22 protein-coding genes and 1 riboswitch are annotated in these 20,524 nt (G+C 65.3%); of the genes, 15 read left to right on the top strand and 7 right to left on the bottom strand.

The features are described 5' to 3' along the window. The first annotated feature begins 290 nt into the window (after window positions 1-290). The 9 genes from QZS21_RS02615 (at window position 291) to QZS21_RS02575 (ending at window position 7,881) form a co-directional block, all read left to right on the top strand. Complete coding sequence (locus tag QZS21_RS02615) at window positions 291-935, top strand: superoxide dismutase (protein WP_295579875.1); 645 nt, start codon at window positions 291-293, stop codon at window positions 933-935. Between the two features lie 132 nt (window positions 936-1,067). Beyond that, window positions 1,068-2,357: a dihydroorotase gene (locus tag QZS21_RS02610; protein WP_295579873.1), complete on the top strand. Its 1,290-nt coding sequence runs from the start codon at window positions 1,068-1,070 to the stop codon at window positions 2,355-2,357. Further along, window positions 2,354-3,091: a dihydroorotate dehydrogenase electron transfer subunit gene (locus tag QZS21_RS02605; protein ID WP_295579871.1), complete on the top strand. Its 738-nt coding sequence runs from the start codon at window positions 2,354-2,356 to the stop codon at window positions 3,089-3,091. The genes QZS21_RS02610 and QZS21_RS02605 overlap by 4 nt, the downstream gene beginning before the upstream one ends. Beyond that, window positions 3,085-4,002, top strand: coding sequence for a dihydroorotate dehydrogenase (locus QZS21_RS02600; RefSeq protein ID WP_295579869.1), 918 nt, complete (start codon window positions 3,085-3,087; stop codon window positions 4,000-4,002). Before QZS21_RS02605 ends, QZS21_RS02600 begins: the two co-directional genes overlap by 7 nt. Beyond that, on the top strand, window positions 3,995-4,696 hold the full coding sequence (gene pyrF, locus QZS21_RS02595; RefSeq protein WP_295579867.1) for an orotidine-5'-phosphate decarboxylase: 702 nt from the start codon (window positions 3,995-3,997) through the stop codon (window positions 4,694-4,696). The genes QZS21_RS02600 and pyrF overlap by 8 nt, the downstream gene beginning before the upstream one ends. Window positions 4,697-4,745: 49 nt before the next feature. Then, window positions 4,746-5,381 (top strand): orotate phosphoribosyltransferase, encoded by a 636-nt coding sequence (gene pyrE, locus QZS21_RS02590; protein WP_295579864.1) that lies wholly within the window; start codon window positions 4,746-4,748, stop codon window positions 5,379-5,381. A 12-nt stretch (window positions 5,382-5,393) separates the two neighbouring features. Continuing rightward, window positions 5,394-6,314 carry an aspartate carbamoyltransferase gene (gene pyrB, locus QZS21_RS02585; protein WP_295579862.1) on the top strand — a complete coding sequence of 307 codons (921 nt, stop codon included), beginning with the start codon at window positions 5,394-5,396 and terminating at the stop codon, window positions 6,312-6,314. 13 nt (window positions 6,315-6,327) lie between these two features. Further along, entirely contained in the window at window positions 6,328-6,753 is a 426-nt protein-coding gene (locus QZS21_RS02580) for an aspartate carbamoyltransferase regulatory subunit (protein ID WP_295579860.1), read from the top strand. A 261-nt stretch (window positions 6,754-7,014) separates the two neighbouring features. Then, window positions 7,015-7,881, top strand: coding sequence for a YitT family protein (locus tag QZS21_RS02575; protein WP_295579858.1), 867 nt, complete (start codon window positions 7,015-7,017; stop codon window positions 7,879-7,881). Between the two features lie 47 nt (window positions 7,882-7,928). Here QZS21_RS02575 and QZS21_RS02570 read toward each other — a convergent pair whose 3' ends face one another. From QZS21_RS02570 to QZS21_RS02560, 3 genes are all read right to left on the bottom strand, one after another. Then, entirely contained in the window at window positions 7,929-8,798 is an 870-nt protein-coding gene (locus QZS21_RS02570) for a radical SAM protein (RefSeq protein ID WP_295579856.1), read from the bottom strand. Further along, window positions 8,795-10,072: an aminotransferase class I/II-fold pyridoxal phosphate-dependent enzyme gene (locus QZS21_RS02565; RefSeq protein WP_295579853.1), complete on the bottom strand. Its 1,278-nt coding sequence runs from the start codon at window positions 10,070-10,072 to the stop codon at window positions 8,795-8,797. Before QZS21_RS02565 ends, QZS21_RS02570 begins: the two co-directional genes overlap by 4 nt. 142 nt (window positions 10,073-10,214) lie before the next feature. Next, window positions 10,215-10,550 carry a hypothetical protein gene (locus tag QZS21_RS02560; RefSeq protein ID WP_295579851.1) on the bottom strand — a complete coding sequence of 112 codons (336 nt, stop codon included), beginning with the start codon at window positions 10,548-10,550 and terminating at the stop codon, window positions 10,215-10,217. Between the two features lie 224 nt (window positions 10,551-10,774). On the opposite strand from QZS21_RS02560, the gene QZS21_RS02555 reads away from it, so the two are divergent. Next, a complete protein-coding gene (locus tag QZS21_RS02555) occupies window positions 10,775-12,133 on the top strand; it encodes an MATE family efflux transporter (RefSeq protein WP_295579849.1) in 1,359 nt (452 codons plus the stop codon). Between the two features lie 61 nt (window positions 12,134-12,194). Here QZS21_RS02555 and QZS21_RS02550 read toward each other — a convergent pair whose 3' ends face one another. From QZS21_RS02550 to QZS21_RS02540, 3 genes are all read right to left on the bottom strand, one after another. Then, a complete protein-coding gene (locus QZS21_RS02550; RefSeq protein ID WP_295579847.1) occupies window positions 12,195-13,139 on the bottom strand; it encodes a transketolase family protein in 945 nt (314 codons plus the stop codon). A gap of 1 nt (window position 13,140) precedes the next feature. Beyond that, window positions 13,141-13,986 carry a transketolase gene (locus QZS21_RS02545; protein WP_295579845.1) on the bottom strand — a complete coding sequence of 282 codons (846 nt, stop codon included), beginning with the start codon at window positions 13,984-13,986 and terminating at the stop codon, window positions 13,141-13,143. A 117-nt stretch (window positions 13,987-14,103) separates the two neighbouring features. After that, window positions 14,104-14,604 carry an SLOG family protein gene (locus QZS21_RS02540; RefSeq protein ID WP_295579842.1) on the bottom strand — a complete coding sequence of 167 codons (501 nt, stop codon included), beginning with the start codon at window positions 14,602-14,604 and terminating at the stop codon, window positions 14,104-14,106. A 389-nt stretch (window positions 14,605-14,993) separates the two neighbouring features. Here QZS21_RS02540 and QZS21_RS02535 point away from each other — a divergent pair, with 389 nt between their 5' ends. From QZS21_RS02535 to glyA, 5 genes are all read left to right on the top strand, one after another. Next, window positions 14,994-15,386 (top strand): helix-turn-helix domain-containing protein, encoded by a 393-nt coding sequence (locus QZS21_RS02535; protein ID WP_295579839.1) that lies wholly within the window; start codon window positions 14,994-14,996, stop codon window positions 15,384-15,386. A gap of 247 nt (window positions 15,387-15,633) precedes the next feature. Beyond that, window positions 15,634-15,759, top strand: a riboswitch (FMN riboswitch). Between the two features lie 104 nt (window positions 15,760-15,863). Then, entirely contained in the window at window positions 15,864-16,580 is a 717-nt protein-coding gene (locus QZS21_RS02530; RefSeq protein ID WP_295579836.1) for an ECF transporter S component, read from the top strand. Between the two features lie 117 nt (window positions 16,581-16,697). Next, on the top strand, window positions 16,698-17,912 hold the full coding sequence (dinB, locus tag QZS21_RS02525) for a DNA polymerase IV (RefSeq protein ID WP_295579833.1): 1,215 nt from the start codon (window positions 16,698-16,700) through the stop codon (window positions 17,910-17,912). Next, complete coding sequence (locus QZS21_RS02520; protein WP_295579830.1) at window positions 17,909-18,496, top strand: 5-formyltetrahydrofolate cyclo-ligase; 588 nt, start codon at window positions 17,909-17,911, stop codon at window positions 18,494-18,496. The genes dinB and QZS21_RS02520 overlap by 4 nt, the downstream gene beginning before the upstream one ends. 113 nt (window positions 18,497-18,609) lie before the next feature. After that, window positions 18,610-19,857, top strand: coding sequence for a serine hydroxymethyltransferase (gene glyA / locus QZS21_RS02515; protein ID WP_295579828.1), 1,248 nt, complete (start codon window positions 18,610-18,612; stop codon window positions 19,855-19,857). 41 nt (window positions 19,858-19,898) lie between these two features. On the opposite strand, the gene QZS21_RS02510 is transcribed toward glyA, so the two are convergent. After that, window positions 19,899-20,417, bottom strand: a complete 519-nt coding sequence (locus QZS21_RS02510) for a dihydrofolate reductase family protein (protein ID WP_295579826.1) — start codon at window positions 20,415-20,417, stop codon at window positions 19,899-19,901. Between the last annotated feature and the right edge of the window lie 107 nt (window positions 20,418-20,524).

Below are 20,524 nucleotides of genomic sequence, written 5' to 3'. Positions count from 1 at the left end.
TGGCGGCGGTGATCGCCCTGGCTCCAGCGACCTGGACCGACCGATGCCCAGCGATGCCCGGCCCGCTTCCGCGGGCCAGGCATCTGCCGTTTTGCACCTCCACTCCCTGCTCCGCAAGGGGATGCCAACATGCGCGGCGGACTGCCGCCCCCACGCGCCCTTCCGCCCCTCCCGGCCCCACTCCCGTCTTTCGATCAGCCGCACCGCCCCTCCGGGGGCGGTGCTTTTTGCAATAAAAAGCGGGGAAACTGCATATACTGTTGGCAACATGCCAGAAAGGACGCTGCATCATGGAACAACATTATCCCTTTACCCTGCCGCCCCTGCCCTACGGGTACGACGCCCTGCTGCCCCAGTTGGACGAGCGGACCCTTCACTTCCACCACGACAAGCACTTCGCCACCTATATCGACAACCTGAACCGGCTGCTGGAGAGCGCGCCTGACCTCCAGAGCTGGCCGCTGGAGCGGCTGTGCCGGGATTGGAACACCCTGCCGGACAGCATCCGCCAGGGCATCCGCAACAACGCCGGGGGCGTGTACAACCACGACCTCTATTTCCGCACCCTGGCCCCCACCCCCACCTCCTCCCCCACGGGATTGCTGGACGGGGCGGTGAAGCGGTGCTTCGGGGACCTGACGGGGCTGAAATCCGCCCTGAAAACCGCCGCCCTGGGGCAATTCGGCTCCGGCTGGGCCTGGCTGGCCGCCGACGGGGACGGCACCCTCTCCATCCGCACCACCCCCAACCAGGACACCCCTTTCCCCCTCCAGCCGCTGCTGTGCTGCGACGTGTGGGAGCACGCCTACTACCTCCAATACCAGAACCGCCGGGGGGACTACTTCGAGAGCTGGTGGCAGTTGGTGGACTGGCCGGGGCTGTCCCAGACCTACGAATCCCTGATGAACTGCCGCCCCCGGTGTCCCCAGCCCTGAGCAGACTCCCAAAAAAGCGGGCCGCACGGCCCGCTTTTTCTACGGGCGCATTTTGGAATTCCCGTTGACAAGGGCCGCCGTTTCCGATAATATAATATGTCGAATGAATCTACACGAGGAAGGAGAACTCCAATGAGTCTGCTGCTGACCGGCGGGGCCGTGTTTCTGGACGGCGCGTTCCGAACTGCTGACGTAGCCATCGACCAGGGCCGTATTGTTTCCGTTTCCCCCTCCCTCCCCCGGGACGGCTTTTCCGTCATTGAACTGCATAACCGTCTTCTTGTTCCAGGTTTCGTTGATGTCCACGTTCATCTTCGGGAGCCTGGCTTTTCTTATAAGGAGACCATCGCCTCCGGCACGGCGGCGGCCGCCGCCGGGGGCTACACGGCGGTGTGCGCCATGCCCAACCTGAAGCCGGTGCCGGAGGACCTGCCCACCCTCCAGGTCCAATTGGAGGCCATCCGGCGCTCCGCCCGGGTCCACGTCTACCCCTACGGCGCCATCACCCGGGGAGAGCGGGGGGAGGAGCTGGCGGACCTGGCGGCCATGGCCCCCTACGCCGTGGGCTTTTCCGATGACGGGCGGGGCGTCCAGTCCGACCAGCGGATGCGCCAGGCCATGCGCCTTGCCAAAACCCTGGACAGGCCCATCGTGGCCCACAGCGAGGACGAGTCCCTCCTGCCCAAGGGCTGGTGCGTCCACGACGGGGCCTACGCCAAGGCCCACGGCCTCACCGGCAACCCCTCCGAGAGCGAGTGGCGGCAGGTGGAGCGGGATCTGCGCCTGGTGCGGGAGACCGGCTGCCGCTACCACCTGTGCCACATCTCCACCCGGGAGTCCGTGGCGCTGATCCGCGCCGCCAAGGCGGAGGGCCTGCCCGTCTCCTGCGAGACCGGGCCCCACTACCTGCTGCTGTGCGACGGGGACCTCCGGGACGAGGGCCGCTTCCGCATGAATCCCCCCATCCGCTCCGCCGCGGACCGGGACGCCCTGCTGGAGGGGCTGCTGGACGGCACCATCGACTGCATCGCCACGGACCACGCCCCCCACGCCGCCGCGGAGAAATCCGGCGGCCTCCAAAGCAGCCTCAACGGCATCGTGGGCCTGGAGTGCGCCTTCCCCGTGCTGTACACCCAGCTGGTGGAGACGGGCCTGGTGCCCCTGGAGACGATCCTGCGGGCCCTGTGCGTGACGCCCCGGCGGCTCTTCGGCCTCCCCGGCGGGGAGATCGCCCCCGGCGCCCCGGCGGACCTGGTCGTGCTGGACCAGAACCGGCCCCACATGGTGGACAGCGGCACCTTCCGCTCCCTGGGCCGCGCCACCCCCTTTGACGGCTGGGGCGTGTGCGCCGCGGTGGCCATGACCGTCTGCGGCGGGGAGATCGTGTACAGCGACCTGCAAAACCAGGAGGCGGCCCTATGAAACAGTCTCTGTTCACCCTGGAACACGCCCGGCAGCTGACGGAGGACACCTACGAGCTGGTCCTCTCCGGCGACACCTCCGCCATCACCGCCCCGGGCCAGTTCGTCAACATCCAGCTCCCCGGCCGGTATCTCCGCCGCCCCATCTCCATCTGCAACTGGACGGAGGACGCCCTGATGCTGCTGGTGAAGGTGGTGGGCGACGGCACCAGAGAGCTGGTGCGCAGCGTGCCCGGCACGGAGCTGGACGTCCTGAGCGGCCTGGGCAACGGCTTTGACGCCGCCCTGGCCGGGGACCGGCCGGTGCTGGCGGGGGGCGGCATCGGCATCGCGCCGCTGTACGGCCTGGCCCGGCGGATGCTGGCGGCGCGCCAGGCCCCCACGGTGGCCCTGGGCTTTCGCTCCGGTCGGGACGCCTTCTACCTGGAGGAGTTCGCCGCCCTGGGCTGCCGGCTGCTCATCGCCACGGAGGACGGCTCCCTGGGCACCCGGGGCTTCGTCACCGACTGCATCCGCAATGTGCCGGAGTGCCGTTACGTGCTGGCCTGCGGGCCCCTGCCCATGCTGCGGGCCGTCCACGGCCTGCCCCAGCTCACCGGCGGCCAGTTCAGCTTTGAGGCACGGATGGGCTGCGGCTTCGGCGCCTGCATGGGCTGCACCGTCCCCACCCGGGACGGGTACAAGCGGGTGTGCAAGGACGGGCCCATCCTGTACAAGGAGGAGATCGTATGGTGAATCTGTCGGTCGATCTGGCGGGCGTGCCGCTGAAAAACCCCATCATCCCCGCCTCCGGCACCTTCGGCTATGGCCGGGAGTACGCGGAGCTGTACGACCTGAACCTGCTGGGCAGCTTCTCCTTCAAGGGCACCACCGGCGAGGCCCGCCTGGGGAACCCCCAGCCCCGCATTGCGGAGACCACCGGCGGGATGCTGAACGCCGTGGGCCTCCAGAACCCGGGCATCGACGCCGTGATCGAGACGGAGCTGCCCAACATGGCCCGACTGTTCCAGGGCCCCCTCATCGCCAACGTGGGCGGTTTCTCTCTGGAGGAGTACGCCGCCAACTGCGCCAAGCTGGACCGGTGCGCCCAGGTGGCCATTCTGGAGGTGAACATCTCCTGCCCCAACGTCCACGCCGGGGGGAAGAACTTCGGCTGCGACCCCCAGGCCGCCGCGGAGGTGACCCGGGCGGTGAAAGCCGTGACCGGCAAGCCGGTCTTCATGAAGCTGACCCCCAACGTCACCGACATCGCCCAGATCGCCCGGGCCTGTGCGGAGGCGGGGGCCGACGGCATCTGCCTCATCAACACCCTGCTGGGCATGCGGATCGACCTCGCCTCCCGGCGGCCCCTGCTGGCCAACCGCACCGGCGGCCTCTCCGGCCCCGCCGTGTTCCCGGTGGCGGTGCGGATGGTGTGGGACGTGTACGAGGCGGTGGACATCCCCATCATCGGCTGCGGCGGCGTCAGCTCTGCGGAGGACGCGGCGGAGCTGATGCTGGCGGGGGCCTCCGCCGTGGAGGTGGGGGCCGCCAACCTGCGGGACCCCTACGCCTGCAAAACCATCATTGAACGCCTGCCCGCCGTCTGTGAGCGGCTGGGGGTGGACGCCATTTCTGAACTGACTGGAGGAGCACATCATGGCTAAAGACGTCATCATCGCCCTGGATTTCCCCACCAAGGAGGAGACCCTGGCCTTCCTGGACCAATTCCCCGCCGGGGAGAAGCCCTTCGTGAAAATCGGCATGGAGCTCTTTTACGCCGAGGGCCCGGCAGCGGTCCGGGAGATCAAGGCCCGGGGCCACAAAATCTTCCTGGATCTGAAGCTCCACGACATCCCCAACACCGTGAAGCGGGCCATGGCGGTGCTCAGCCGCCTGGACGTAGACATGGTGAACCTCCACGCCGCCGGCGCCGGAGAGATGATGCGCTGCGCCCTGGAGGGCCTGACCCGCCCCGACGGCACCCGCCCCCTGCTGATCGCCGTCACCCAGCTGACCTCCACCGACGGCCGGGCGCTGAAAGAGGAGCTGCTCATCCCCACCCCCATGGCGGAGACCGTGATGGCCTACGCCCAAAACGCCGCCGCCAGCGGGCTGGACGGCGTGGTGTGCTCCCCCCTGGAGGCCGCCCTGGTGAAGGAGCGGTGCGGCGCGGGCTTCGTCACCGTCACCCCCGGCATCCGCTTCGCCGACAGCGCCGCCGGGGACCAAAAGCGCATCATGACCCCGGCGCTGGCGGGCCGGTCCGGCTGCGACTACATCGTGGTGGGCCGCCCCATCACCCAGGCGGAGGACCCGGTGGCCGCCTACCGCCGCGCCGCGGCGGATTTCCTGGGCTGAGCCCATCCCCATCCCTCATCACGACCGAATACAAGGAGGTAACTCTGCTATGAGCCTGGAACGTACCATTGCCCACGATCTTTTGCACATCGGCGCCGTGTTTCTGCGGCCCGACGAGCCCTTCACCTGGGCCAGCGGCATCAAAAGCCCCATCTACTGCGACAACCGCCTGACCCTCACCGCCCCCGCCGTCCGCACCCACGTGGAGGAGGGGCTGGTGGACCTGATCTGCCGCCACTATCCCAGCGTGGAGGTGCTGATGGGCACCTCCACCGCCGGCATCGCCCACGCCGCCATCGTGGGCCACCTGATGGGCCTGCCCATGGGCTACGTCCGCTCCGGCAGCAAGGACCACGGCCGCCAGAACCGCATCGAGGGCAAGCTGGAGCCGGGTGCCAAGGTGGTGGTGGTGGAGGACCTGATCTCCACCGCGGGCAGCTGCATCGAGGTGGTGGAGGCCCTGCGGGAGGCCGGCGCCCAGGTGCTGGGCGTGGCGTCCATCTTCACCTACGGCCTCCAAAAGGGGCTGGACCGGCTGGAGGCCGCGGGCATCACCAACTACAGCCTCTCCAATTTCGACGCGGTGTGCCAGGTGGCCGCCGATGAGGGCACCATCCGTCCGGAGGACATCCAGCGGCTGCGGAAATTCCGGGCCAATCCCTCCGACGAGAGCTGGATCGGCTGAGGGGGGCGCGGCATGCCGAGAAACATCATTGACATCACCGATCTGTCCGTGGAGGAGATCGAAGAGCTGATCCACACGGCGGAGGACATTCTGGCCCGCCCGGAGGCCTACCAGAGCGCCTGCGCCCACAAGCAGCTGGCGACGCTGTTCTTCGAGCCCTCCACCCGCACCCGCCTCTCCTTCGAGTCCGCCATGCTGTCCCTGGGAGGCAGCGTGCTGGGCTTCTCCGAGGCCAACTCCAGCTCCGCCGCCAAGGGCGAGACCGTGGGGGACACGGTGCACACCGTCAGCTGCTATGCCGACATCATCGCCATGCGCCACCCCAAGGAGGGCGCCCCCTACGCCGCCGCCCAGTTCTCCGAGGTGCCCATCATCAACGCCGGGGACGGCGGCCACAACCATCCCACCCAGACGCTGACGGACCTGCTCACCATCCACCGGGAGAAGGGCCGGCTGAGCGACTTCACCATCGGCTTTTGCGGCGACCTCAAGTTCGGCCGCACCGTCCACTCCCTGGTCAACGCCCTGAGCCGGTACGGCAACATCCGCTTCGTCCTCATCTCCCCCCTGGAGCTGAAGCTGCCCCGGTACGTGAAGGAGGAGGCCCTGAAAAAGCGGGGCATCCCCTACACCCAGACCACCGACCTGGAGGCCGTCATCCCTCAGCTGGACATCCTCTACATGACCCGGGTCCAGCGGGAGCGGTTCTTCAACGAGGAGGAGTACCTGCGGCTGAAGGACAGCTACGTGCTGACGCCGGAGAAGCTGGAGGGCGCCAAGGCGGACCTGTCCATTCTCCACCCCCTGCCCCGGGTCAACGAGATTTCCGTGGCGGTGGACCGGGACCCCCGGGCCGCCTACTGGAAGCAGGTGAAAAACGGCAAGTTCATCCGCATGGCGCTCATCATGAAGCTGCTGGGCATCCAGGTGTAAGGGAGGTCACTCAATGAACATCGACAGCATCCAAAACGGCGTGGTCCTGGACCACATCCAGGCCGGCAAGAGCATGGACATCTACAACTACCTCCATCTGGACCAGCTGGACTGCTCCGTGGCCATCATCAAAAACGTCCGCAGCGGCCGCATGGGGAAGAAGGACATCATCAAGATCGACTCCCCCATGGAGGTGGACTTGGACGTGCTGGGCTATATCGACGCCAACATCACCGTCAACATCATCCGGGACGGCAAGCGGGTGGAGAAAAAGCACGTGGAGCTTCCGAAGAAGCTGGTGAACATCGTCCGGTGCAGAAACCCCCGGTGCATCACCGTCTCCGAGCCCCAATTGGACGCCATCTTCCTCCTCAGCGACGCGGAGAGGCACACCTACCGCTGCGCCTATTGCGACACCGCCCAGGACAAGAAGTTCTGAGCACACGCGGCCCCCCGTCTCCGGACGGGGGGCCGTCTCCATGGGCGCGGTCCATGGACGCCGCCGGGGCATGATGCCCCGGCCCCCCGCTCCTGCATCCGCCGCCTCCTCCGGCGGGCCTGGGCCGCCTTCCCCAGCGCCGCTCTGCATTGCAGGAAAGTTTTCCTGCAATGCAGAATTTTTCTTGCATTTTTCCTTGCATTTTTGGAGAAACCGGCGTATACTGCGGCCCGGAAACCAATGAGATGGGAGCGAAATCACATGAAGAAATCCCTTGGAACCACCCTCCGGAGCTACGCCTTGGTGACGGCGATGGCGGTGGTGATGGCCGTGAGCTACGAGCTGTTTGTCTTCCCCAACGCCTTTGCCCCGGCGGGGATCAACGGCTTGGCCACTATGCTGCAATACCTGTTCCACATCAGCATCGGCTATCTGTCCCTGCTGGTGAACCTGCCGCTGATCCTGCTGGCCTGGCGGAAGCTGAACCCGGACTTTGCCCGCAAGAGCCTGCTGTTTGTGCTGGTGTTCTCCGGAGCCACCCTGGCGTTCAACCGGATGGACTGGAGCGCCCTGGCCTACCACGGCGGCTCCTCCGCCATTCTGGGGCCGGTGGCGGCAGGCGTGGTCAGCGGCGCGGTGTACGGCAGCGTCCTCCGCCAGAACGGCTCCACCGGCGGCACGGACATCGTGGCGGCCTGGGTGCGGAAAAAGCGCCCGGAGGCCAGCCTGGTCTGGGTGATCTTCGCCCTGAACGCCGGGGTGGCGGGGCTGTCCTTCTTCGTCTACGGCCGCCAGTTCGAGCCGGTGATCCTCTGCCTCATCTACTGCTACCTCAGTTCTCGGATCAGCGACGGCATTTTGAAGGGGGGCAAGACGGCCCTGAAGTTCGAGGTGGTGACCCGGGACGCGGAGGCCCTGGCCCAGCGGCTCTTGCAGGAGCTGCACCACGGCGTCACGGTCCTCCCGGCGGAGGGTATGTACTCCGAGACCCCCCGCGCCCTGCTGGTGTGCGTGGTGAACCGCCACCAGATCGTCCGTTTTCAGGAGATTCTGGCGGAGTTCCCCGGTGCCTTCGCCTGCGTGTCCACCGTCAGTGAGACCATGGGCAACTTCAAGCAGGTGGCCTGAGGATGTTAAAAGAGCCGCGAAGCCCATGGGCTTCGCGGCTCTTCTTCTCACAGTCCCCGCCACGCCTCGGGGCGCAGGCGGCTGAGGTCGTGCTCCGCCGCGCCGATGGTGCGCAGCATGGCCTCCCGGTCCTGGTTCAGCGTCCCCTTCAGCACCAGGTAGTTGCTGGCGTGGTTCATCCGGAACACGCTGCCGGGGCTGTCCAGGTGCTCCATCAGAAGGCGGGTCTCCCGCAGCACCTGGGACTGGTCCAGCAGCTGGAACTTCCCCTCCTGGAGCCAGTCGTACAGCGGGGTTCCCGGCTCCACCATCAGCGTCAGCATCCCGATGTACTCCGGGTTCATGGCGTTGAATGCCTTCGCGGTGTCCACCGCGTGGCGCTCCAGCAGCTCCGGCCCGCCCAGGCCGGTGATGGCGGTGACGGACAGGGCGATGCCGTTGCGGCGGACCTTCTGCCCCATCTCCACGATCTCCGCCGCGCTGTGGCCCTTGCGCATGAGGGTCAGCACCTCGTCGCAGCCGGACTCCAGCCCCATGTACACCATGGTGAGGCCCTTGGCGCAGAGGGTTTGCAGCTCCTCGTCGGTGCGGATGCGGATGCTGGAGGGGGAGGCGTAGCTGGTGACCCGCTGGCACTCCGGGAACAGCTCCCGGACGGTGTCCAGAATGGTGTACAGCTCCGCTGCCTTCCGCACCAGGGCGTCGCCGTCCGCCAGGAACACCTTGTCCACGTGGCGGTACAGCTGCCGGGCGGTGCGGAAGTCCTCCAAGATCTCCTCCAGGGGCCGCAGGGCGAAGTGCTTCTCCTTGTACATGCTGCAAAAGGCGCAGGTGTTGTGGCTGCACCCGTAGGTCACCTGGACGATCAGGCTGTAGGCCTCGGAGGGAGGCCGGTAGACGCTGCCGTAGTATCTCATACGCCCAGCTTCTCCAGCGCCGCCATTTTCAGGCAGGTGCACAGGACCTGGATGGCCTGCTCCAGCTCCTCCACCGGGGGCAGGGAGGGCGCGATGCGCAGGTTGCTGTCCCGGGGGTCCTTCCCGTAGGGGAAGGTGGCGCCGGCGCCGGTGAGGGTGACGCCCACCTCCTTGCACAGCGCCCAGGTCCGCTTGGCGGTGCCGGGCATGGCGTTCAGGGAGATGAAGTAGCCGCCCTTGGGCCGCTCCCAGTCGGCGATCTCCAGGGGGGCGATCTCTGTGTCCAGCGCGTCCAGCACGGCGTGGAACTTGGGGGCCATGATGGCGGCGTGCTTTTTCATCAGCTCCAGGGTGTGGGCCTTGTCCTTCAGGTACAGGACGTGGCGCTGCTGGTTCACCTTGTCAAAGCTGATGATCTGGACGGTCAGGAGGTTCTCCATATAGGCGAGGTTCGCCTCGGAGGCGGCAAAGCAGGAGATGCCGGCGCCGGGGAGGGTGATCTTGGAGGTGGAGGCAAACTCCATCACCATGTCGGGGCTGCCCGCCTCGGCACAGGCGGAGAGGATGTCCGGGAACTCCGCGTACTCCCCCTCGAACTCGTGGACGCAGTAGGCATTGTCCCACATGATGGTGAAGTCCGGAGCGGCGGGCTTCAGCCCCGCCATGCGACGGACGGTCTCATCGGAGTAGATGATGCCGTCGGGGTTGGAGTACTTGGGCACGCACCAGATGCCCTTCACCGCCGGGTCCTGCACCGCCGCCTCCACGGCGTCCATGTCGGGGCCCTGGCTGGTCATGGGGATGGGGATCATGTCGAAGCCGAAGGACTCGGTGATCTTGAAATGGCGGTCGTAGCCGGGGGCGGGGCACAGCCACTTCACGCACGCCTCCCTGGCCCAGGGCCGCTCACTGTGGAGCAGGCCGTGGGTACAGGCCTTGGAGATGGTGTCGTACATCAGCTGCAGACTGGAGTTGCCGCCCACGAACACCTGCTCCGGCCGGCACCCCAGAAGCTCCGCAAAGAGCTGCTTGGCGGTGGGCAGGCCGGACATCTCCCCGTAGTTGCGCACATCAATATTGCCGGACATGAAATCCTCCGGCTTTTCCATCAAATTGAAAATCACGTCGGACACCATGTCCAGCTGCTGTTTTCCGGGCTTGCCCCGGGCCATGTTCAGGCTCAGCTTCCGGGCCTTCAGCTCGGCGAATTCCTCCTGCAGGCGGGCATACTCCGCCTTCCGCTCCTGGGCGGTCATCTTGGGATAGGCAGTCATCGTATTCATCCTTTCCATGGGAATCTCAGGTATCAGTTTAGTATATCTGGTTTACAGCGTACTTTCAAGAAGGAATCTGCCCACAATTCCAAAAAAAATAACCGCCCCTGCCGTCTATTTCGGCAGGGGCGGCCTGGATGCCTCAGCAGCAGCCGCAGCCGACGCAGCTATCCGCGCAGGCGATGGTGGGCTCGCTGGTGGTCATGGTGACCCCGTAGCGGATGGGCACGGACACGCAGACCTGCTGGGTCATGGTCACGGTGCAGCTGGTGCCGGACGGGTCGGTGACGCAGGTGATGCTGGGGGTGCCCTGGCAGGAGACCGTGACAGTGCCCACCGTGGCGGTGGGGGTCAGGGTCATCGGAGCGGAGACATCCACACACTGAGTACCAATTTTATTACAGCCGTTCAACGGGCAGGACTCCTCACCCTGATAGGGAAGAATCGGCTCGTGCTCGTAGGCTTCACTGATGCGCAAAACGAATCCCTCATTTCCTGGAGATTGTATCCGGAGACGCCTCCGCCCCGGGATACAGTCCATCCTATGTGCCGCCCCGTCCATCCGCGCCTTGTCCGCCCGTTTTCTCCCGGGACGCCGCTTCTTTTTGGGAAAAGCCCCTTCCCTTTTCCCACTGCCGTGGTATAATAAAATTTGTTAAATTCCCGTAAAATTTTGAGAGAAACGGCGGCTGAGTGGATACCATGGACGAAAAACAGGAACAAAAATTTCTTGAGATGACGGAGACGCCGGTGGGGCGGCTGATCTGCCGCCTGGCGCTGCCCTGCATCATCAGCATGCTGGTCACCGCCTTCTACAACATGGCGGACACCTTCTTCGTGGGGATGCTGCGCAGCAACAGCGCCACCGGCGCCGTGGGCGTGGTCTTCTCCCTGATGGCCGTCATCCAGGCGGTGGGCTTTTTCTTCGGCCACGGCAGCGGCAACTTCATCTCCCGGGAGCTGGGAAAGCACAACTTTGAGGAGGCCTCCAACATGGCCGCCACCGGCTTTTTCTCCGCCCTGGCCGCCGGCGCCCTCATCTGCCTGCTGGGCCAGTTGTTTTTGGAGCCGCTGGCCTACCTCCTGGGCTCCACCGACACCATCCTCCCCTACGCCGCCGCCTATCTGCGGGTCATTCTCTACGGCGCGCCGTGGATGACCGCCTCCCTGGTGCTGAACAACCAGCTGCGCTTCCAGGGCAGCGCCGTCTACGCCATGGTGGGCATCGCCAGCGGCGCGGTGCTGAACATCGGCCTGGACCCCCTGCTGATCTTCGTGTTCGACATGGGAGTGGCCGGGGCCGCCTGGGCCACCATCATCAGCCAGTTCGTCAGCTTCTGCCTGCTGCTGGTGGGCTGCACCCGGGGCGGCAACCTCCATATCCATCTCTCCCGGGTCCAATTGAAACTGTCCTATTTCCAGATGATCGTCCGGGGGGGCCTGCCCTCCCTAGCCAGGCAAGGCCTGGCCAGCGTGGCCACCATCTGCCTCAACCAGGCCGCCGGGCCCTACGGCGACGCCGCCATCGCCGCCATGGGCGTGGTGCAGCGGATCACCATGTTCGGCGCCTCCGCCATGATCGGCTTCGGCCAGGGGTTCCAGCCCGTCTGCGGCTTCAACTTCGGCGCCCAGCTCTACAGCCGGGTGCGGCGGGGCTTCTGGTTCTGCGTGAAGACCTCCACCGTGTTCCTCCTCGCCGTGGGCGTTCTGGGCTTTCTCTTCGCCCCCCAGCTGGTGGCCCTGTTCCGAGACGATCCGGCGGTCATCGACTGCGGCGCCGCCGCCCTGCGCTTCCAGTGCGTCACCCTCTGCTTCCAGGGGTGGATTGTCATGAGCAACATGATGCTCCAGACCATCGGCCGCACCGTCCCCGCCACCTTCGTGGCCATGGCCCGGCAGGGCATCTTCTTCGTCCCCCTGGTGTGGCTGCTCTCCGCCGCCTTCGGGATGCTGGGCCTCCAGATGACCCAGGCGGTGTCCGACCTTCTGACGCTGGCCTGCGCCATCCCCATCCAGCTGCGGGTCCTGCGGGAGCTGGCCGCCCTGCCGGACGCCGGCTGAGCGCCCTCTGCAAAGGAAAAGACGGGTGCGCCCCAGGGGCGCACCCGTCTTTTTGCTCTCTTTACTTGCCGCAGAACGCCCGGGTCACTTCCACAATGTGCTCCGCGCAGAGGCCGAACTGCTTCAGCAGCGCCGCCGCGGGGCCGGAGTGGCCGAATTCGTCGTTGACGCCGATGCGCCGAACGGGGGTGGGGCACCGCTCGGCCAGGAGGGCGCACACCGCCTCCCCCAGGCCGCCGATGACGTTGTGCTCCTCGCAGGTGACCACCCGGCCGCACTCCCGGGCCGCCTGGAGCACCAGCTCCTCGTCCAGGGGCTTGATGGTGCAAAGGTCGATGACCCGGGCGGAGATGCCCGCCGCCGCCAGGGCCTTGCCGGCCTCCAGGGCCTCGCCCACCATCAGTCCGGTGGCCAGGATAGCCACGTCGCCGCCCTGGCGCAGCACCTCGCCCTTTCCGATCTGGAAGGTGAAGCCCGCCTCCTCGTGGAACACGGGCACCGCCAGGCGGCCGAAGCGCAGGTAAACCGGCCCCTGGTGCTCGTAAGCGGCGCGGACGGCGGCCCGGGCCTCCACATCGTCGGCGGGGCACATGACCACCATGCCGGGGATGGAGCGCATCAGGGCGAAGTCCTCGCAGCACTGGTGGGAGGCGCCGTCCTCCCCCACGGAGATGCCGCCGTGGGTGGCGCCGATCTTTACATTCAGATGGGGGTAGCCCACGCTGTTGCGAATCTGCTCAAAGGCCCGCCCGGCGGCGAACATGGCGAAGCTGGAGGCAAAGGGCACCAGGCCCATGGCCGCGGCCCCCGCCGCCGCGCAGATCATGCCGGACTCCGCGATACCGCAGTCGAAGTGGCGCTCCGGATAGGCCTTTTGGAACACCCCCGTCTTGGTGGCGCCCGCCAGGTCCGCGTCGAACACGATCAGGTCCGGGTGCTCCGCCGCCAGCTCCTTCAGCGCATTGCCGTAGCTGTCCCGGGTGGCGATCTTTTTCACGTCTGCCATGTCACATTCCCTCCACTTCTGCCAGTTGAGCGGAAAGCTCCTTCATGGCGGTCTCGTACTCCTCGTCGTTGGGGGCCTTGCCGTGCCAGCCCGTCTGGTTCTCCATATAGCTGACGCCCTTGCCCTTCACGGTCTTCATCACAATGGCGAAGGGCACGCCCTTGGTCTTCCGCGCCTGGGCGAAAGCCTCCTCCATCTGGTCAAAGTCGTGGCCGTCGATCTCCGCCACCTGGAACCCGAAGGCGCGCAGCTTCTCCGGAATGGGGTAGGGGTTCATGACGTCCTCCACCCGCCCGTCGATCTGCAAGCCGTTGTTGTCGATGATGATGCAGAGGTTGTCCAGATGGTAGTGGTGGGCGAACATGAGGGCCTCCCACACCTGGCCCTCCTGAATCTCGCCGTCGCCCAGCAGGGTGTACACCCGGCAGTCCTTCCCCTGGTACTTGGCCGCCAGGGCCATGCCGGCGGCCACGGAGATCCCCTGGCCCAGGGAGCCGGTGGACATGTCCACGCCGGGGGTCAGGTTCATATTGGGGTGGCCCTGGAGATGGCTGCCGATGTGGCGCAGGGTCAGCAGATCCTCCTCCGGGAAGAAGCCCCGCTGCGCCAGGGCGGCGTACAGTCCGGGCGCCGTGTGGCCCTTGGAGAGCACAAAGCGGTCCCGGTCCTCCCACTGGGGATTCCGGGGGTCCACCCGCAGCTCCCGGCCGTACAGGTAGGCAAACAGGTCCGCCGCGGACAGGCTCCCGCCCGGATGGCCGGCCTTGGCGGCGTGGGTCCCCCGAATGACGCCCATCCGCACGCGGCAGGCCATCACCGCCAGCTGCTTTTTCTCGTTCGTTGTCATAAAGGTCCTCCCTTTTCGGTTTTTCACCGAAGATCAGTCACGTTTTTCATTATATCCCGGCTTCCGAAAAAACACAAGACCAAAGCGCCCGTTCCGCCGACAGAAAATCTCCGGTTTCTACACCGGCAAATCCACAATCGCCAGCCCCCGCTCCATGGCGTACTGGAGGGTGTACCGGGTGCCGCCGGCGGTGCCGTCAAAAACGGCGATCAGCAGGGCGGCGCGGTCCACCATGTACCGGTCCCGCTGCAGCATACAGGCGGAGGTATACCGCTGGGAGATCAGGGTTTTGCAGTCGCAGGCATCCAGCAGCGTGCGGTAGCGGACCCGCTGGTCCAGCGGCCAGGCGTCCGCCTGGGTGGGGCAGGGCACGGCGGCCTCCACCGTCACCCCCGGGCAGCGGCCGCGCAGGGCCAGCACCGCCTCGCAGAAATAGAGGTCGCACCCCAGGGCCATCCCGCAGATGAAATGGCGGAAGCCCCCCTCATAGGCCGCCTCCGCCGCCCCGGCAATCCGCGCCTTCAGCGCCAGGCACCGGGGGTCCCCCTCGTCGTACCGCCAGGGCAGCTTTCCCGGGCGGTGCCCGGTGAAGCAGCAGGTCTCCTCTCTTGTCCGCATGGCGTGTTCTCCCTTCCCCTCCGCATTGTGCTCCCAGTATAGAACATCCGTTCTCATTTGTAAAGAGGCGTTTGGGAAATCCGTGGCGGGAGCCGCGTCTGCCGCCGTCCGGACACCGCCCTTTTGGATCGCTGCTGCTGAGGAATCCGCTGTCCATGTTGCGAGGGCTCCCTTGCGTATCAGCCGGTCGTCTGTTAAAATGGACATGCCGAATCGGAGGCTTCTTTGCACACCTTGGGCGGAGAAGACGCACTCGACCAATAGAAAGTTATCGCTCTCCTTGGCCTAAACCAATGGTAGTGCCGGCTAAACTTTCAGTCGGTTGCGTATGTATCAGGAGACGTGCTACCGTGTAATCACCATAAAACAATTTATTGAGGAATCAAACCATGAAGAAAACGCTGGGTATGATGATTGCAGAACTTAGAAAAGAACATGGTATGACGCAGATACAATTAGCTGAAAAAATGGGGGTGACGGATAAGGCCGTATCGAAATGGGAAAGAGACTTGTCTTGTCCTGATATTAACGCTCTGCCTCATTTGGCGGCATTATTCAATATTTCCGTAGATGAACTTATGCAGTTAAAGAAAGATGCATCCGCTCCTCGAAAGAGACGAAAGGAGCTGATAGATTTAATTTTGAAAGCGGTTGCGCTGGCAATGGGAATTGCCGTCGTAGTCCTTTCGGTTTTGAACAAGTTAGCCGCAGAAAGTGGGATCGTTCTGCTTGGAATCGGTATGACATGTATCGGCATTTCGTCATTTCACAAGAACGAGTAACGCAACGCCTGTTAACGATATCTGATGGCAATTGGCCTGCGCCGATCCGCCCTCTTGCGGAAGGACGCGCTTATCACTTCCAAGTTTCTCGGGCAGCCGCCGGAAACGGGCGGCTGCCTTTCTTTTGTATCCTATTGAGGATGGAGAAAACCGGCTGACAGCAGCTCAACCTGAAAAAAGAATCAAAAATTGGGGGTTGCATTTTCTCCCGTCCTGTCGTATACTATCCCAAGAAAGCAACTGAATACTTTGTCTTCAGGGCGGGGTGCAATTCCCCACTGGCGGTACAGTCCGCGACCGGAGGCCATACGGCTTCCGCTGACCCGGTGAAACTCCGGGACCAACAGTATAGTCTGGATGGAAGAAGATGAGTGCGGCAGAGCCGCGCACGTTGGTGCGCTTCTTTGTTGCTTGTTCACCTTGGAGAAGCCAAAGCATCCGGGGTGTTTTCAAGTCAAACAAAGGAGTGTATTTTTTATGTCCGAACCCAATGTCAATGCCCTTGCGGCCCCCCGCGCCCGGACCAACGTGAAAACCATCACCTCCCTGGCCATGCTCACCGCCATCGCCTATGTGGTGATGGTCCTGTGTAAGGCGCTGCCCCAGGTCTCCGGCTTTTTACAGCTGGAGGTGAAGGACACCGTCATCTGCATCGGCGGCTTCGTCTTCGGCCCCCTAGCCGCCGCCGTCATTTCCATCGTGGTGGCCACCGTGGAGATGTTCACCGTCTCCGACACCGGCCTAATCGGCTGGATCATGAACGTGCTGGCCACCACCGCCTTCTGCTGCACCGCCGCCTTTGTCTATAAGAAGGCCCATACCAAAAAGGGCGCCGTCGTCGGCCTGACCCTGGGCGTGGCGGCGCTGACCGCGGTGATGCTCCTTTGGAACTACCTCATCACCCCGCTGTATATGTCCACGGGCGCCTCCGTGGAGGACACCCGGGAGATGGTGGCCGCCATGCTGGTGCCGGTGTTCCTGCCCTTCAACCTGGTCAAGGGCGGGCTGAACATGGCCATGATTCTCCTGCTCTACAAGCCGGTGGTCACCGCCCTGCGCAAGGCCCGGCTGGTGCCGGAGGCCCAGGGCGCCGCCAAGGCGGACCGGACGTTCAACACCGGATTCCTGCTGTTCTCCCTGGCCCTGCTGGCCACCTTCGTGGTGCTTGCCCTGGTGCTGATGGGCAAGCTCTGAGATCCGCATTCCAGTTTTTTCAGGCGCGGCATGTGCACACATGCCGCGCTTTCCCTTTGCAAACCCGAACAGGTGTGCTATGATAGAGGGGACATCTCCGCCGAAAGGGGGCCCGCTATGGACCGCGTCATCCTGCACTGCGATTTGAACAGCTTTTACGCCTCCGTGGAGCTTTTGAGCCACCCGGAGCTGCGGCAATTTCCCACGGCGGTGTGCGGAGACCCCTCCTCCCGCCACGGCATCATCCTGGCCAAAAACGAGGCCGCCAAGCGCTTCGGCGTCCAGACGGCGGAGACCATCTGGCAGGCCAAGAAGAAGTGCCCGGACCTGGTGCTGCTGCCGCCCCACCACCAGCGCTACCGGGACTTCTCCCGGCGGGTCAACGCCATTTACGACGAATATACCGACCTGGTGGAGCCCTTCGGCATCGACGAGAGCTGGCTGGACGTCACCGGCACCCTCCACCTCTTCGGCGGCGACCCCCGGGCCCTGGCGGACGCCCTCCGCCGCCGCATCCGGGAGGAGCTGGGGCTGTCTCTGTCCGTGGGGGTCTCCTTCAACAAGATCTTCGCCAAGCTGGGCAGCGACTACAAAAAGCCCGACGCCACCACCCTGATCACCCGGGACAACTGGCAGGCGCTGGTCTGGCCCCTGCCGGTGGGGGATTTGCTGTTTGTGGGCGGCGCGGCCAGGAAGCTGCTGCACCAGTATGGGGTGGACACCATCGGCCAGCTGGCGGCCTGCCGCCGGACCATGCTGGAATCCCTCATGGGCAAGCTGGGCGCCCAGCTCCACGACTATGCCAACGGCCTGGACACCGAGCCGGTGCGCTCCCGGTACGACGCGGAGCCGGTGAAATCCGTGGGCAACGGCACCACCTTCCCGGAAAACCTCACCACCCGGGCCCAGGTCCAATCCGGCATCGCCGTGCTGGCGGACACTGTGGCCTCCCGGCTGCGGCACCACGGCCTCTACGCCGGGGGGCTCCAGGTGACGCTGCGGACCCCGGACTTCCGGGACTTCTCCCGCCAGCGGCAGCTGCCCGCCCCCACCCACCTGATCCGGGACCTGACGGACGCCGCCATGTCCCTGGTGGGGGAGCTGTGGAAGCCCCCCGCCCCCATCCGGGCCCTCACCGTCACCGCCATCCACCTGGCGGCGGCGGAGGAGGCCTACGAGCAGGTGGACCTGTTCACCGCCCCTGCCGCCCCCCAGCGGCGGCGCCAGGAGCAGCTGGAGGCGGCCATGGACCGCATCCGGGGAAAATACGGCAGCGGCGCCATCGTCTTCGGCGCCGCCCAACCTGAAAAAGAGGAGGACCCCCTGCCATGACCAAAGCCGAGGAAAAGCAACGCCTCCGCGCCGCCGTCCGGCGGCTGGAATCCGCCCTGTCGGAGGAGTACCGCACCCGCTCCAGCCGCGCCATCGCCGCCCGCCTCCTGGCCATGCCGGAATACCGGGCCGCCGGCGCCGTGTTCTGCTTCGTGGGCACCTCCCGGGAGATCGACACCCGCCCCATTCTGGCAGACGCGCTGGCCACCGGCAAAATTCTCTGCGTGCCCCTGTGCACCGGCCCGGGGCAGATGGAGCTGCGGCACATCCGGAGCCTGGACGATCTGACTCCCGGCGCCTTCGGCATCCCGGAGCCGCCGGCAGACAGTCCCCGCCTTTTGCCGGACGAGGTGGATTTCGCGGTGCTGCCCTGCCTCACCTGCAACCACCTGGGGCACCGGCTGGGGAAGGGCGGCGGGTACTACGACCGCTTCCTCGCCCACTACCGGGGCGGGACGGTGCTGCTGTGCCGGGAACGGCTGATCCGGGAGGAGATTCCCCTGGAGCCCCACGACTATCCCGTTCCCTGGGTCCTGACGGAGCGGGGCCTCTATGAGGACGGCACCCCCGCCCGCCTGGGATAACCTGCGGGAATGGCTGGTATTCGAAATACATTCTTGCGAAATATCAGATATTTGGTACAATAAGAACATATTTGGCCTTTGGCCCATGGAGCAAATGAAGGAGGAGCATTCCCATGATTCAGCAAACCATGGATTTCATCTCTCAGTATGACCCGGAGGTCGGCGCGTCCGTCCGGGAGGAGTTTGGCCGTCAGCGCCGCAACATCGAATTGATCGCATCGGAGAACCTCGTCAGCGAGGCCGTGATGCTGACCATGGGCACCTGTTTGACCAACAAATACGCCGAGGGCTACCCCGGCAAGCGCTATTACGGCGGCTGCTACGCCGTGGACATCACCGAGGAGATCGCCCGGAAGCGGGCCTGCCAGCTCTTCGGCTGCAACTTCGCCAACGTGCAGCCCCACTCCGGCGCCAACGCCAACCTGGCGGCATTCTTCGCCCTGCTGCAGCCCGGCGATACGGTTCTGAGCATGAATCTGGCCCACGGCGGCCACCTCTCCCACGGCAGCCCCGTCAACATCTCCGGCAAGTACTTCACCATCGTCCCCTACGGCGTGGCGGACGACACGGAGACCATCGACTACGACAAGCTGCTGGAGACCGCCAAGGCCTGCCGCCCCAAGCTGATCCTGGCCGGCGCCAGCGCCTATCCCCGCACCCTGGACTTCGCCAAGTTCCGGGAGATCGCCGACACCGTAGGCGCCTACCTGATGGTGGACATGGCCCATATTGCGGGCCTGGTGGCCGGCGGCGTCCATCCCTCCCCCTTCCCCTACGCGGACGTGGTGACCTCCACCACCCACAAGACCCTCCGGGGCCCCCGGGGCGGCCTGATCCTATGCAACGACGAGGAGATGAACAAAAAGATCAACTCCGCCGTCTTCCCCGGCACCCAGGGCGGCCCGCTGGAGCACATCATCGCCGCCAAGGCCGTCTGCTTTGGCGAGGCGCTGAAGCCCTCCTTCCAGGTCTATGCCCAGCAGGTGGTGAAAAACGCCCGCGCCCTGGCGGAAGCGCTGGTGCAGGAGGGCTTCCGTCTGGTGTCCGGCGGCACCGACAACCATCTGATGCTGGTGGACGTCCGCAACTTCCACATCACCGGCAAGGAGTTTGAGCACCGCCTGGACGAGGTCCAGATCACCGTCAACAAAAACGCCATCCCCAACGATCCGGAGAAGCCCTTCGTCACCAGCGGCATCCGGGTGGGCACCCCCGCCGTCACCTCCCGGGGCTTCCAGGAGGCGGAGATGGTCCAGATCGCCCGCTGGATGGGCCAGGTGGCCCGGGACTTCGATGGCTCTGCGGAGACCGTCCGGACTGAGGTGGACGCCCTGTGCGCCCGCTTCCCCCTCTACGACTGACAAGAAGCGTGCGCCGTCTGAAAACAGACGGCGCACGCTTTTCATTTGGTATAGACGCACAGCAGCACGCCGTTCTCCTGCCGGACGGAGGCGAGATGCAGCGGCACCGCCTCCCCCTCCGGAAACAGCCGGATGCCGCCGCCCAGCAGCCGGGGCATGACACTCAGGTGAAGCTCGTCCACCAGCGGCAGCGCCTGCCGCACCACCTCTGCGCCGCCGCAGATCCATACGGCGCCGCCGTCCTCCCGCCGCAGCCGCTCCAGCAGCGCCAAAGGCGGCCCGGCCGTAAAGCGGATCTCCCGGGTATCCGGCAGCCGCCGGTGTGTCAGCACGTAGCTGGTCTTTCCGGCATAGGGCCAGGCTCCCGGGGAGAGCTGGGTCGTCACCTGGCGGTAGGTCCTCCAGCCCATGACCAGGGTATCCACCGTCTGATAAAAGGCCCCGTACCCGTAATCTCCCTCGTAGGCCGGGTCCTTACCCCCCAGCCAGCCCACTCCGCCCTCCGCGTCGGCGAGAAAGCCGTCCAGGCTCATGGCAAGATACAAGATGATCTTTCGCAAACCGCACCTCCAAAGAAAAGAAGCGGCAGTTCTTACGAACTGCCGCTTCTTGGTGTTGGCGCTACCTATCTTCCCGGGCCGTTGCCAGCCAAGTATTGTGGGCAGAA

This window comes from uncultured Oscillibacter sp. (genome assembly GCF_900544955.1).
In the GTDB taxonomy this organism is placed as follows: domain Bacteria; phylum Bacillota; class Clostridia; order Oscillospirales; family Oscillospiraceae; genus Oscillibacter.
The sequence above is the reverse complement of the archived record's forward strand: the minus strand, read 5'-3'. Positions and strand labels throughout refer to the sequence as shown.

Excerpts from the sequence above, each read along its gene's own strand:
- dinB (WP_295579833.1), top strand. The coding sequence starts at position 16,698 with ATGGACCGCGTCATCCTGCACTGCGATTTGAACAGCTTTTACGCCTCC.
- QZS21_RS02530 (WP_295579836.1), top strand. The coding sequence starts at position 15,864 with ATGTCCGAACCCAATGTCAATGCCCTTGCGGCCCCCCGCGCCCGGACC.
- QZS21_RS02610 (WP_295579873.1), top strand. The coding sequence starts at position 1,068 with ATGAGTCTGCTGCTGACCGGCGGGGCCGTGTTTCTGGACGGCGCGTTC.
- QZS21_RS02555 (WP_295579849.1), top strand. The coding sequence starts at position 10,775 with ATGGACGAAAAACAGGAACAAAAATTTCTTGAGATGACGGAGACGCCG.
- QZS21_RS02580 (WP_295579860.1), top strand. The coding sequence starts at position 6,328 with ATGAACATCGACAGCATCCAAAACGGCGTGGTCCTGGACCACATCCAG.
- QZS21_RS02540 (WP_295579842.1), bottom strand. The coding sequence starts at position 14,604 with ATGCGGACAAGAGAGGAGACCTGCTGCTTCACCGGGCACCGCCCGGGA.
- QZS21_RS02570 (WP_295579856.1), bottom strand. The coding sequence starts at position 8,798 with ATGAGATACTACGGCAGCGTCTACCGGCCTCCCTCCGAGGCCTACAGC.
- QZS21_RS02605 (WP_295579871.1), top strand. The coding sequence starts at position 2,354 with ATGAAACAGTCTCTGTTCACCCTGGAACACGCCCGGCAGCTGACGGAG.
- QZS21_RS02615 (WP_295579875.1), top strand. The coding sequence starts at position 291 with ATGGAACAACATTATCCCTTTACCCTGCCGCCCCTGCCCTACGGGTAC.
- QZS21_RS02550 (WP_295579847.1), bottom strand. The coding sequence starts at position 13,139 with ATGGCAGACGTGAAAAAGATCGCCACCCGGGACAGCTACGGCAATGCG.
- QZS21_RS02545 (WP_295579845.1), bottom strand. The coding sequence starts at position 13,986 with ATGACAACGAACGAGAAAAAGCAGCTGGCGGTGATGGCCTGCCGCGTG.
- QZS21_RS02600 (WP_295579869.1), top strand. The coding sequence starts at position 3,085 with ATGGTGAATCTGTCGGTCGATCTGGCGGGCGTGCCGCTGAAAAACCCC.
- QZS21_RS02575 (WP_295579858.1), top strand. The coding sequence starts at position 7,015 with ATGAAGAAATCCCTTGGAACCACCCTCCGGAGCTACGCCTTGGTGACG.
- pyrF (WP_295579867.1), top strand. The coding sequence starts at position 3,995 with ATGGCTAAAGACGTCATCATCGCCCTGGATTTCCCCACCAAGGAGGAG.
- QZS21_RS02565 (WP_295579853.1), bottom strand. The coding sequence starts at position 10,072 with ATGACTGCCTATCCCAAGATGACCGCCCAGGAGCGGAAGGCGGAGTAT.
- pyrE (WP_295579864.1), top strand. The coding sequence starts at position 4,746 with ATGAGCCTGGAACGTACCATTGCCCACGATCTTTTGCACATCGGCGCC.
- pyrB (WP_295579862.1), top strand. The coding sequence starts at position 5,394 with ATGCCGAGAAACATCATTGACATCACCGATCTGTCCGTGGAGGAGATC.
- glyA (WP_295579828.1), top strand. The coding sequence starts at position 18,610 with ATGATTCAGCAAACCATGGATTTCATCTCTCAGTATGACCCGGAGGTC.
- QZS21_RS02535 (WP_295579839.1), top strand. The coding sequence starts at position 14,994 with ATGAAGAAAACGCTGGGTATGATGATTGCAGAACTTAGAAAAGAACAT.
- QZS21_RS02520 (WP_295579830.1), top strand. The coding sequence starts at position 17,909 with ATGACCAAAGCCGAGGAAAAGCAACGCCTCCGCGCCGCCGTCCGGCGG.